The organism is Campylobacter sp. RM9334, from assembly GCF_020138145.1.
GTDB lineage: Bacteria > Campylobacterota > Campylobacteria > Campylobacterales > Campylobacteraceae > Campylobacter_E.
Genome location: NZ_JACGAX010000023.1, coordinates 1 through 12868, shown reverse-complemented (window position 1 = coordinate 12868; position 12868 = coordinate 1). Strand labels below are relative to the sequence as shown.

The 12868-nt window shown below is 27.6% G+C and carries 15 protein-coding genes; all 15 read left to right on the top strand.

Annotated features, from left to right (window positions below):
• Positions 1-9 precede the first annotated feature (9 nt).
• Positions 10-1830, top strand: coding sequence for a hypothetical protein (locus tag AVBRAN9334_RS08550; RefSeq protein WP_336607559.1), 1821 nt, complete (start codon positions 10-12; stop codon positions 1828-1830).
• A gap of 2 nt (positions 1831-1832) precedes the next feature.
• Entirely contained in the window at positions 1833-2444 is a 612-nt protein-coding gene (gene gmk / locus AVBRAN9334_RS08545) for a guanylate kinase (protein WP_214115734.1), read from the top strand.
• Position 2445: 1 nt separating this feature from the next.
• Positions 2446-2676, top strand: a complete 231-nt coding sequence (gene tatA / locus AVBRAN9334_RS08540; RefSeq protein WP_214115733.1) for a twin-arginine translocase TatA/TatE family subunit — start codon at positions 2446-2448, stop codon at positions 2674-2676.
• Positions 2676-4268 (top strand): arginine--tRNA ligase, encoded by a 1593-nt coding sequence (gene argS, locus AVBRAN9334_RS08535; protein ID WP_267524420.1) that lies wholly within the window; start codon positions 2676-2678, stop codon positions 4266-4268. Before tatA ends, argS begins: the two co-directional genes overlap by 1 nt.
• Positions 4265-5326, top strand: coding sequence for a YeiH family protein (locus AVBRAN9334_RS08530; RefSeq protein WP_239803498.1), 1062 nt, complete (start codon positions 4265-4267; stop codon positions 5324-5326). Before argS ends, AVBRAN9334_RS08530 begins: the two co-directional genes overlap by 4 nt.
• Positions 5326-6261, top strand: a complete 936-nt coding sequence (locus AVBRAN9334_RS08525; RefSeq protein ID WP_336607558.1) for an agmatine deiminase family protein — start codon at positions 5326-5328, stop codon at positions 6259-6261. The genes AVBRAN9334_RS08530 and AVBRAN9334_RS08525 overlap by 1 nt, the downstream gene beginning before the upstream one ends.
• A 78-nt stretch (positions 6262-6339) precedes the next feature.
• Positions 6340-7248: a cysteine synthase A gene (cysK, locus tag AVBRAN9334_RS08520; protein WP_214115730.1), complete on the top strand. Its 909-nt coding sequence runs from the start codon at positions 6340-6342 to the stop codon at positions 7246-7248.
• Complete coding sequence (gene epsC / locus AVBRAN9334_RS08515) at positions 7241-7762, top strand: serine O-acetyltransferase EpsC (RefSeq protein ID WP_336607557.1); 522 nt, start codon at positions 7241-7243, stop codon at positions 7760-7762. Before cysK ends, epsC begins: the two co-directional genes overlap by 8 nt.
• Before the next feature lie 42 nt (positions 7763-7804).
• Positions 7805-8743 (top strand): carbon-nitrogen hydrolase, encoded by a 939-nt coding sequence (locus AVBRAN9334_RS08510; RefSeq protein WP_214115728.1) that lies wholly within the window; start codon positions 7805-7807, stop codon positions 8741-8743.
• A 61-nt stretch (positions 8744-8804) separates the two neighbouring features.
• Positions 8805-9275 (top strand): hypothetical protein, encoded by a 471-nt coding sequence (locus tag AVBRAN9334_RS08505; RefSeq protein WP_214120145.1) that lies wholly within the window; start codon positions 8805-8807, stop codon positions 9273-9275.
• Between the two features lie 36 nt (positions 9276-9311).
• Entirely contained in the window at positions 9312-9743 is a 432-nt protein-coding gene (locus AVBRAN9334_RS08500) for a hypothetical protein (protein WP_214120144.1), read from the top strand.
• A complete protein-coding gene (locus AVBRAN9334_RS08495) occupies positions 9740-10153 on the top strand; it encodes a hypothetical protein (RefSeq protein WP_336607556.1) in 414 nt (137 codons plus the stop codon). The genes AVBRAN9334_RS08500 and AVBRAN9334_RS08495 overlap by 4 nt, the downstream gene beginning before the upstream one ends.
• Before the next feature lie 237 nt (positions 10154-10390).
• The gene (locus AVBRAN9334_RS08490) at positions 10391-10693 is read left to right on the top strand and encodes a hypothetical protein (protein WP_336607555.1); all 303 of its coding nucleotides are present in this window, start codon (positions 10391-10393) and stop codon (positions 10691-10693) included.
• Between the two features lie 313 nt (positions 10694-11006).
• Positions 11007-12005, top strand: a complete 999-nt coding sequence (locus AVBRAN9334_RS08485) for a c-type cytochrome (protein WP_336607554.1) — start codon at positions 11007-11009, stop codon at positions 12003-12005.
• Between the two features lie 113 nt (positions 12006-12118).
• A partial coding sequence (locus tag AVBRAN9334_RS08480; protein WP_336607553.1) for a cache domain-containing protein occupies positions 12119-12868 on the top strand: 750 nt, incomplete at its 3' end.

The following is a 12868-nucleotide window of genomic DNA, read 5'->3' as shown; positions in this document are numbered from 1 at the left end:
GAAGGTATAATGAATGCAATATTAATTAATAAAAATCCAGCAATTTCAAGATTAATAAGCCTTAGTTTGCAAAAATTAAATATTACTTATAAAGAAATAAATAATTTAGAAGAGCTTGAACCTTGTGATATTATTATAGCTGATAATGAGTGTGAAGTTGATATTAAATTATGTCAACAAATGTCTAAAAAACTAATTCTTATATTAGCAAAAAATGAAACAAGTAATGATGCAATAGTTATTCATAAACCATTTTTACCTACTGATTTTATAGATTTGATAAATAGTTTTAAAGACGAATTAAAAGAAGATTTTAATACTAGCGATTTAGATAATATTGATTTATTAAGTGATGATATTGATTTGGAAGAATTTAAAATAGATAATATCACTGATTTAGATAGTTTAGACTTGAATGATTTTGGTAATAGTTTAGGTTTAGAAACTAAGCTTGATTTAGATAATACTGATGAATTAAATTCTATAGATGATTTTAACATAGATAGTATTGAAGAACTTGATAATTTAAATAATGATGAATTATTGCAAGATTTAGATAGTTCTAATGATTTAACTTCTTTAGATGATGAATTACTGCAAGATTTAGAGAATTTAGATGATGTTGATAATAAATTTAGTGAAGAATTGGATAATATTGAAGAACTTGATAATTTAAATAATGATGAAGCATCTCAAGGTTTAGATGATATTAATAATGAATTAGATGAGAATTTAAGCGCTCTTGATGATTTAAATTCTTTAGATGATGAATTAGATACGAAATTATCTGATTTTAATGAAGATGAGAATTTAAATAATGATGAACTATCACAAGATTTAGATAGTTCTAATGATTTAACTTCTTTAGATGATGAGTTACCACAAGATTTAGATGATACTAATGATGAATTAGATGAGAATTTAAGTGCTCTTGATGATTTAAATTCTTTAGATGATGAATTAGATACGAAATTATCTGATTTTAACGAAGATGAGAATTTAAATAATGATGAACTATCGCAAGATTTGGATACTTTAAGTGATATTGAGAATTTAGATGAATTAAGTAATGCTATTGTTTTAGAAGAAGATTTAAAAACTACGAAAGACATAGATGATTTAGAAGAGAATTTAAATAATGATTTAAATTTAGATGATTTGAATAATATTGATGAATTTTCATTACCTGAAAGTTTTGAAGAATTAAGTAGAGATTATCAAGATTTATTGCAAGATGATATTGATTTTACAAGTTCAAATGATTTAGAAGAAGATATAAACAATAGTTATGAAGATGATAATTTTAAAGATTTAGAAGATGATTTAAATACAGAAATAACAAATGATTTTGATGTTGTTACGGGTGATTTAGATGTAGCTGAAGATATGAAAGATGATTTTAATGATAGTGGTTTAGAAGAAGAATTTGAAGATGTGAAAGAAGATTTGAATATTAATAATCATTTAGAAGATATTCAAGATAATGAATTAGGTTCTTTAGCTGCTTTTGATGATATTAAAGATGATATTGAAGATATTCAAGAAATTGTAGGAGATGAAAAAGTGAGTGATTTTGATGATTTAAATGAAATTGAAATTAAAAAAGCGTTAGGGGAGGAAGTTGTAGAATTATTAGACAATAATGAAGATATAAAAGAAAAAAATAATGATTTTACTAATAGCATAGAAGCAAATGTTGATGATGACATTAGTGAAGTTAGCGAAAATGTTACAAAAGCAGTAAATCAAGCTATTATCAATAGCACAAAAGGCACGAAAAATCGTATAAAAGATATAAATATATCAATTAATATAAGTTTTAAAGATTAATTATGGCAGGAATTTTATTAATATCAGGCCCAAGTGGTGCGGGCAAAAGCACACTATTAGAGCGTTTAGCACAAGATTATAATGATTTTTATTTTTCAATATCAGCAACCACTAGAGCTCCTAGAGCAGGAGAAAAAGAGGGTGTAAATTATTATTATTTGACCCACGAAGAATTTGAATTAGGAATTAAAAATGATGAATTTTTAGAGTATGCTAATGTTCATGGGAATTATTATGGAACGCCATTAAAACCAATTTATGACGCTTTAGAAAATGGTAAAAATGTTATTTTAGATATAGATGTTCAAGGCTTTAGAATAGTAAAAGATAAATTAGGTAAAGATTTTTTATCAGTTTTTATAAGTCCTGAGAATGAAAAAGTATTAAAAGAACGCCTTGTTTCTCGTGGCACAGAAAATCCTGATGTAATTGCTAAAAGACTTCATAATGCAACTGCTGAAGTTCAAGCTATTGGAAGATATGATTTTTTTATTATAAATGATGATTTGGAAAAAGCTTATAAAGAGCTTAAATTACTTTACCAAGCAGCAAACTTAAAAGTGTTAAATAAAGACATTAAAAAATTTATTTCAGAATGGAAAAAAGGAGAATAATATGGGAATAGGTAGTGGATGGCACTGGATTATTGTTTTATTAGTAATCATTTTATTATTTGGTGGTAAAAAATTACCAGAACTTGCAAAAGGCTTAGGAAAAGGTATTAAAACATTTAAAAAAGAAATGGCAGATGATACTACTGCAAAGCCTGTGAATGAAATTGATGAATTAGCTGATAATACTAAAAAAACTGAAGCTAATGAAGTAAAAAGCGAGCAAAAAGCCTAATGCTAAAGGAAAGTATTAAAGAGTATTTATCAAAAGTATTAGAATGCGAATTTAGTTTAGAAAGTCCAAAAGATAGAAATTTAGCTCATTTTGCAATGCCTTGCTTTAGCTTTGCAAAAGAGCTTAAATTAGCCCCAAATAAAATTGCAGCAGATTTTGCAGAAAAATTGAAAAATTGTGAGATTTTTAGCAGTGTTGAAGCAGTGAATGCTTATGTCAATTTCAAATTATCAAATGATTTTTTAGATAAATTATGTAAAAATGCTTTAAATAACCCAGAAGATTTTGCAAAAAGTCCTAAAAAAAATTATAAAATCTTGCTTGAATATGTAAGTGCAAATCCTACAGGACCACTTCACATAGGGCACGCAAGGGGTGCTATTTATGGAGATAGTTTAAATAAAATTGCAAAACATTTAGGCTATACATTTGATACAGAATATTATGTAAATGATGCAGGTAATCAAATAGATTTATTAGGCGAAAGCGTTATTTTAGCTATAAGAGATTTTGTTTTAAAAGAAAATGTTGAATATCCTGAAAGTTTTTATGGTGGCGAGTATATGCAAGAACTTGCTAGGATTTTTTATGATAAATTTAAAGATGATTTTATAAATAATAAAACCAAAATAGCAAGTTTAGCTAAAGATGAAGTCTTAAAAGAAATCAAGCAAACTTTAGCAAATGCTAGAATTAAGATTGATAATTATGTAAGCGAAACTGCTTATTATCCAAAGCTTGAAGAAACTTTAGAAAAATTAAAAAAAGCCGAAGCAACATATTTAAAAGATGATAAATTATATTTAGCATCTACAAAATATGGAGATGACTTAGATAGAGTTATTGTGCGTGAAGATGGTAGGGGGACTTACTTAGCAGCTGATATTGTTTATCACGATGATAAATTAAGTAGGGGATATGATAAAGTTATTAATATATGGGGAGCTGATCATCACGGCTACATTGCTCGTGTAAAAGCTGCTATGAGTGCTTTAGGGCATGATGCTAATAATCTTGAAGTAATCCTAGCTCAGATGGTTAATTTGCTAAAAAATGGACAACCTTATAAAATGAGTAAAAGAAAAGGTAATGTCATTTTATTTAGCGATGTTTTAGATGATATTGGCGTAGATGCTTTAAGATATATTTTTATAAGTAAGCGTTGTGATAGCCCGCTTGAGTTTGATGTAGATGAGTTTAAAAAGCAAGATAATTCAAATCCTATTTTTTATATAAACTACGCACACGCAAGAATTCATCAAATATTTGCAAAAGCTAATAAAAACTTTAATGATGTAATTAATGTTAGTTTAAGTAATTTTAAAGATGAAAATGCACTTAATTTATTATTTGATGCTTTAGCTTTAAATGATGTTTTAGAAGACGCTTTTAATAGCAGAACTCTTTCTAAATTATGCGATTATTTAAAACAAATCGCAAGTTCATTTCATAAAATTTATAATGAAACTAGAGTTATTGGACATGAAAACGAAGAGCAATATTTAAAAATATTTGCTCAAGTTGCTTTATGTATAAAAACAGGTTTTAGCTTAATTGGTATAAATGCAGTAAGTAGAATGGAAAAAGAGTGAGTAAAAAACACAATAAATCCCCAGAGCAAGTAGCTTTGGGGGTAAATAAAATTTATAAAAGTAAAAAAATAGAAAGTTATGTAGTATTAGTAGTTTTAGCATTTTGTTCTTATGCTATTGGTGAATTAAGCTTTTTTAAGAACTTTGGAATATCAGCTTTAATAATTGCCGTAATTTTGGGAGCTGTTATTGGAAATTTCGCACATCATAATGTAAGCTTATTAAAAAAAACAGGTGCTTTAGGAGTATGCACTAAGCAGATTTTAAGACTAGGGATTATTCTTTATGGTTTTAGAATTTCTTTAAGTGATATTGAAAGCATTGGTTTAAGTGGAGTTGGACTTGCTTTTTTTATAGTTTTTTCTACATTTTTTATTGGCTTATTAATAGGAAAATTATTAAAAATAGACTTTTTACAATCAGCATTAATTGCTAGTGGTTCTAGTATTTGTGGAGCTGCTGCTGTTTTAGCTAGTGAGAGTGTGCTAAAAGGTGGTTCGGCAAGAGTTGGTATAGCAGTTTGCACCGTAGTTGTGTATGGTTGTATTGGAATGTTTGTTTATCCATTGGTTCAAAATCTATTTGATTTAGATGGTAGATTATTTGGCTTTTTAGTAGGTGGGACTTTACACGAAGTTGCGCATGTTGTAGGAGCGGGTTCAAGTATAGGAGTTGATGGGGCAAATTCAAGTATAGTTATAAAAATGGTAAGAGTTTTAATGCTTGTTCCGTTTTTATTAATGCTTAGTTTTGGATTTAAAAAAGAAGAAAAAAAAGGCAATTTCTTAAATCAAATTCCTTGGTTTGCTTTAGGATTTTTACTAGCTTGTGGCATATCAAGTTTGCCTATTTTAAATACAGAATATGCTTTAAATGTTATAAAGCCTAATATTGCTATTTTTGATACATTTTTATTAAGCTTAGCAATGGTGGCACTTGGAGTAAATATTAGAAAGGATATGTTAAGCAAAGCTGGTCTTAAGCCATTTATTATGGCAGCAATTTTATGCGTATGGTTAGTGGTTGCAGCTTATGCTTATATAAAGGTGTTTTGTTAATGAGAGCAGAATGGCAAAAATGTGAATATATATTATTAGCATTACCTCATAAAGATAGTGATTGGTCGCCTTATTTAAATGAGATTTTAAATTCTTATTTAGAATTTGCAAAAGCGATTACAAATCATTGTAAGGTGCTTTTAGTTCATCACGAAAGTGCAAATCTTGATGAGTTTAAAAAGTTAAATAATATAGAGTTTTATTGTTTTAATACTAATGATACTTGGATTAGAGATTTTGGTCCAATTGATAATAATTTGGATTTTGTTTTTAATGCTTGGGGGAATAAATTTAGTTCTAATTTAGACAATGCTTTTAATGAAAATTTGTTTAAAAATTATCTTAAAAAAGACCTAAATAAAATTGATTTTATTTTAGAAGGTGGTAGCATTGATACTAATGGCAAGGTATTATTGACAACTACTGAATGTTTATTAAACGATAATAGAAATCAACAAAGCAAAGAAGAAATAGAAAATACACTTAAAAAATATTTAAAAGTTCAAGAAGTTTTATGGCTTGAAAATGGTGTAATTATAGGTGATGATACGGATTCTCATGTGGATACTTTAGCTAGATTTATTGATGAAAATACTATCGCTTATAGTTCTTGCGAAGATGAAAATGATGAAAATTACGCTAGTTTAAAAGCCTTAGAAGATGAGCTTAAAAAAACTAAATACAATCTAATCTCACTACCAATTCCTAGCCCAAAACATTATAATGGCAAAAGATTAGGCTGCACTTATGCTAATTTTGTGTTTGTAAATGACGCTTTAATAATGCCTTGTTATGATGATAAAAACGATGAATTAGTAAGACAAAAATTACAAAAAGCCTTACCTAATCATAAAATTATTTTAGTAAATGCCTTAGTCTTCGTAAGGCAAAATGGTTCATTACATTGTTCTTGTATGAATATATTTGAAGAATAATTTTATTTTCATAATTACTCTTTTTAATTAATTTTTTAATTTATAATAAAATTTTTATTTTAAAAACAAGGGGTAATTATGAAAAATATTTTAGATTTAGTAGGCAATACACCAGTAGTTAAACTCAATGCTTTAACAAATGATAAGATGGCTCAAGTTTATGTAAAACTTGAGAAATTTAATTTAAGCGGTAGTGTAAAAGATAGAGCTGCTTTAGCTATGATAGAAGAAGCTAAATTACAAGGAAAATTAAATTCTAATTCAATCATTTTAGAGCCAACTAGTGGAAATACAGGTATTTCTTTAGCGTTGATTGCTAGATTAATGGGCTATAAAGCTTGCATAGTAATGCCTGATACTATGAGTAAAGAAAGGCGAGATTTAATAAAAACTTTCGGAGCTGATTTAATTCTTACGAGTGGAAAAGATGGTATGAAAGGTGCTATTAATAAAGCTTTAGAATTAGCAAAGAGTGATAATAGATATATAATCTTACAACAATTTGAAAATCCAGCAAATACAAAAGCGCATTATACGAAAACAGCAGAAGAAATCATAAAAGAATTTAAAACTCTTGATTATTTTGTAGCAGGAGTAGGCACAGGCGGGACTATTAGTGGTGTTGGTAAGAGATTAAAAGAGCATTTTAAAGATATTAAAGTAATAGCAATAGAGCCAGAGCAATCTCCAATGCTTAGTAAAAATACAGCAGGAGCGCATAAAATTCAAGGAATAGGGGCTGGATTTGTTCCTGCTATTTATGATGCTAGTGTGGTTGATGATATTGTTTGTGTAGATGAAGCTGATGCAATTAATATGGTAAGATTATTAGCTAGTAAAGAAGGATTATTATTAGGAATTTCATCTGGTGCTAGTATATTTGCAGCTTTAGAATTGGCAAAAACTTTACCAAATGATAAAAAGATTTTAGCAATAGCTCCTGATGGCGGAGAAAAATATATTTCTATGGGGATTTTTGATGTTTGATAATTTAAAATATGATTTAGAAAATATTTTAAAAAACGACCCAGCAGCAAGAAATAAATTAGAAGTTTTTTTATTATATCCTGGTGTGCATTCTGTGTTGTTTCATCGTTTAGCGCATTTTATGTATAAGAAAAAATTATTTTTTATAGCTAGATTTATATCTCAATTTTCAAGATTTTTAACAGGTATAGAAATACATCCAGGAGCAATAATTGGTAAAGGCTTATTTATTGACCACGGAATGGGAGTTGTGATTGGAGAAACGACTATTATAGGAGATAATGTTACTATTTATCACGGGGTTACTTTAGGTGGCACAGGTAAAGTTAATGGTAAAAGACATCCTACCATTGAAGATGGAGTAATAATTGGAGCAGGTGCTACTATCTTAGGCAATATCACAATTGGTAAAAATGCAAAAATCGGTGCGAATGCTACTATTTTAAAAAATGTATCGCCAAATACAACAATGGTAGGAACTATAGGAAAGGAAATAATCAAGAATATAAAATAACTAGAATTTGATAATATCTTGAAAACTTATAAGGATAAAAATATGTTAAAAATTGGTTTAGTATCACAAAAATATAGCGAAAATATGAGAGAAATCACAAAAGCAAAGATTAAAAATGTTGCTAAAAAAGGTGCAAAATTAGTAATTTTACAAGAATTACACCAAAGTGCTTATTTTTGCCAAGTGCAAAATACTAATAATTTTGACCTAGCTAGTGATTATGAAAATGATTTGATTTTTTGGAGCGAAGTAGCAAAAGATAATAATATCGTATTAGTTACATCTTTATATGAAAAACGCCTAGAAGGTTTATATCACAATACTGCTATAGTTTATGAGAGTGATGGAAGTATTGCAGGAAAATATCGTAAAATGCATATACCTGATGATCCGCATTTTTATGAGAAATTTTATTTTACTCCAGGTGATTTAGGTTTTCGTGCGATTGATACAAGTGTAGGAAAATTAGGAGTTTTAGTATGTTGGGATCAGTGGTATCCTGAAGCTGCAAGACTTATGGCTTTAGATGGAGCGCAGATTTTAATATATCCTACAGCTATTGGTTGGCTTTATGAAAACGGCGTTAGTGATGATAGTGAAACTATGCAAGACCAATTAAATGCGTGGCTAGGCGTTCAAAGAGGACATGCAATAGCTAATTGTTTGCCTGTTGTGGGGGTAAATCGTGTTGGTTTTGAAGATGTAAGTCTTAGTGGCGAAAGCAGCATTACTCAAAATGAGAAAAAACATTTTATAAATAACAATGAAACTACTAAAAATGGTATTGATTTTTGGGGTAATAGTTTTGTATATGATGCACAAGGTAAAGAGCTATTTAGAAGCAATGAAAGCGAAGAGCTTGAAGTAGTAGTTGCTATAGATATGAAAAAATGCGAACAAATAAGACGCTGGTGGCCGTTTTTAAGAGATAGAAGAATAGAACATTATTCTAATCTAACAAAAAGAGCTATAAAAGAATAAATCATTTTGGAATTTAATTAGGAATTAGCATTAAGCTAATTTCTAATTGCTAGGATATTTTATGGCTTTTAAAAATGCAATTATTGATGATAGATTAGAGAAGAAATATTCTTTTGTAGATATTTGTATTAAGCATACTAATGATTGGTATCTCAAACAACATCATAAATTTCCTTTTGAAGAACGCATTGTAATAGATGAAGAATTAGACTGCTGGTTTATGAATTGTATGTATTTTGATGACCCAGAACTAGACCATGCAAAACTTAATAAATCTTTGTGGATTTTATATTATAAAGGCGAACATATAAGGATAATTTTAGATTATGATATCAAACAAGAGATTGATAATGTAGTTTATAATAGAGTTTATAAAATCCTTTCTATAAGAGATAATAAAACATTAAATGAAAAAGAAATAATAGCTTTATTAAGAGAAATATTAGCTGTTTATAAATGGAATGGAAGCTTAAATAATGATAAAGAATTTAAAGCATATATAATAGATGAAGTGTTTGAAGATATTTTGTAAAAAAATTAAATCATTTTAAAAATATAAAGGATGAAAATGTTTTATAAAGAATGTGAGCTTTGCTCTTGTAAGATTTCAAAATTAAAATTATATACCTATAAAAAGGATTTAGGAATTTATACTTTAAAATGTCCTAATTGCAATGCTTCTTATGGATTGAAACTTAAAGTATATTTTGTAATGATTTATGCTATTTTGAATGAGATTTTAGGATGGTCTGTGTTTTTGCTACCATTTTTTTGTGTGTTTTTATGCAGTGATTTTGTGAGTAAGAATGCTGTCTTTTTAATCTTTGTATGGCTTGTATCTTTTCTAGGTATTGGGCTTTTTGTGGTAATACTTGAGCATTATTTAAATTTATTTATATTTTCTAAATTTGTCTTAATTGATGATAATGAGAAGTTAGAAGTTAAAAAAACTAGATTAATTAAATTAAAAGATTTTTTCATAAAGCTTATAAAAAGATGAAAATGTTTTATAAAGAATGCGAGTTTTGCTCTTATAATATTTCAAAGTTAAAATCATTTTCTTATAAAAAAGACTTAGGTATTCATACCTTGCAATGTCCTAATTGTAAGGTTTCATATATTTTAAAAGGCAAAATATCAAGATTAAAAATTAGCGAAATGATAAATATTATTTTTGGTCTGTTAGATTTTAGTATTGCATTTTTTATAGCTAGGGCTTTTGTTTATGATAATATTTTAATTTTTATAATTTTGTTTTTCTTAGTTTTTGTGATTTTATCTTTTATATTCTCTATTATTCAGCGTTATTTGGATTTATTAGTATTTGCAAATTTAAGTTTAATTAAAGATATAAAAACTAAAGATAATTGGCTTAAAAAAATAAAATATTATATTTTTTATAAAAGCTAATTCTTATTTTAAATTCCATAAAATTTTAAAGAATTAAAATATGAATTTTATTTTCAAAAAAGGAGAAAGAATGGCTTTTAAAAACGCAATTATTGGCGATAATTAGAGAAGAAATATTCTTTTGTAGATATTTGTATTAAGCATACTAATGATTGGTATCTCAGACAACATCATAAATTTCCTTATGAAGAACGCATTGTAATAGATGAAGAATTAGACTGCTGGTTTATGAATTGTATGTATTTTGATGACCCTGAGCTGGGCCTTACAAAGCTTAATAAATCTTTGTGGATTTTATATTATAAAGGCGAGCATATAAGGATAATTTTAGATTATGATATTAGTCAAGAGATTGATAATGTAGTTTATGACAAAGTCTATAAAATACTTTCTATAAGAGATAATAAAACATTAAATGAAAAAGAAATAATAGCTTTATTGAAAGAAATATTAGCTGTTTATAAATGGGACGGAAGCTTAGATGAAAAAGAAGAATGCACAATTTATGTAAGAGAAGAAGTGTTTAAAGATGAAGTGTAAAAGAATTTGATTGTTGGTTTAAATATTTTATTTTTTAATGTATATTTTTAATCATACGACCATATTAAAAACTATAGTAAGTATTAAATTAAAAATTATTAGAATTGGATTTTAATTTAATTAATTTTATAATAATTAATGGCATATATTTTATACCTATTATTTTTTTACTTCTTTTTAATTTCTCTTAGTTTTATATATTTTTTGTAAATTTGTAACAATTTTGTAATTTTTTATGATTTTTATGCTTATTTTTCACATTAAATTCACATAAAAGTCCTAGCATTTTCTTAAATCAATTTAAGGAGAAGTTATGAAAACTAAAATTAGTATGATTTTATTATTATCATCTTTTGCATTTGCGATAGACCCAAGTGTGAATAAAACCAAATCAGAAACAGGCATTAAACAAGCTAAAATGAATTGGGTAGTGCCAAGTGCTATGAATGATGATGGGTATTTAGATGAAGAAAAATTACCTAAAGGCTCAAAATATATTGAAGCAGTGATTTTAGGCAATAAAATCCTAAATGAAACTACATATTACATAGGTCCAAAGGCAAAAGATGAGAGTAAAAGATATGCAGGAAATAATTTATCTTGCAGTAGTTGTCACGCAAATGGCGGGACTATTCCTTATGAATCAGGTTTTGTAGGAATTTATGCTAGATTTCCACAATACTTAGCTAGAGGCGATGTAGTCGCTACTCTTGAAAATCGTATAAATGGCTGTATGGAACGCTCTATGAATGGTAAGCCATTGCCTATTAATTCAGTAGAGATGAAAGCAATTGTAACTTATATGCACTATTTAAGCCAAGGTGTGCCAGTGGGTGCTAGTGTTGAAGGGCAAGGACTTACTCAAGTAAAATTATTAAATAGAGCAGCTGATCCTAAAAAAGGTAAAGTTATTTATGAAGAAAAATGCTCAGCTTGTCACGGCGAAGATGGGGCAGGAATGCTAAATGACGAGCAAAAAGGTGGATATTATGTATATCCTGCTTTATGGGGAGATGATAGCTATAACACAGGTGCTGGAATGTATAGACTAATAAAAGCAGCTTCGTATATTAAAGGTAATATGCCAAAAGGTGATGCTACTTTAAGTGATGAAGAAGCTTTTGATGTAGCAGCTTATATTAATTCAAAACCAAGACCAATTAAGGCTAGTCGTGAAGCAGATTTTCCCGATAGAAGGACAAAACCACTTGATATGGATGTAGCTCCTTATGATGATGATTTTAGTATAGAGCAACATAGATTTGGACCTTATATAAAAATGCAAGAAGTTAGCAAATCTAAAGCAAAATAAGTAAAAAAGGAATTTCAATTTTGAAATTCCTAAAATCTTAATTAAATTTAACATTATTTATATTTTTAAATTTTAAAATTATGCTTAATTTAAAGTTTCAAAAGGAGTATGTAATGTTAAAAACTATAAAAGCAAAACTTGGTTTTGTTATTATTTTAGGATTGTTTGTTTTATTTTTGATGCTTTATTTATTTTACAATAATAATCAAAAGACAATTCAAGCTAATTCAAATGAGGTAGCAAGAATTATGCAAGTTGATATAGAAGAAAAATTAAAAATATCAACTGATGCAATGATTAATGCGCTTTCAATTCATTTAAAAGATTTACAGAGTGAAAAAGAGAAAATTGATTATATAGCACAAGCTATAGAAAATTTTAGATTTGACAATGGTAATGGGTATTTTTTCGTTTATAAAGATACCACAGCAGTAGCTCACCCAGTTAGCAAAAAGCTAATAGGACAAGATTTAAAGGGAATGCAAGCTCCTGATGGGACTTTTTTTATTCAAGAATTAAGCAAAAAGGCTAATTCTGGTGGTGGTTTTGTAACCTTTCCTTTCCCTAAGCCAGGCACTGACATTACAGCACCAAAATTATCTTATGTAGCATTAATACCTAATACAAATTCTTTATGGATTGGAACAGGTGTTTATTTAGATGAGATTGATAAGAATACTCACGAGTTAGAAAATTTAATCAATAGTAGTTTTGTTACGACATCTATTATTGCTTTATTTGTATTTATAGTGGTTTTTATCCCTTATGTTGTATATGTGATGATGCTAATAGTAAAATCTTTAAGCAAATTAAATAATGGTATTAACGAATTCTTCTCTTTTCTAAACCACGAAAAAGAAGAA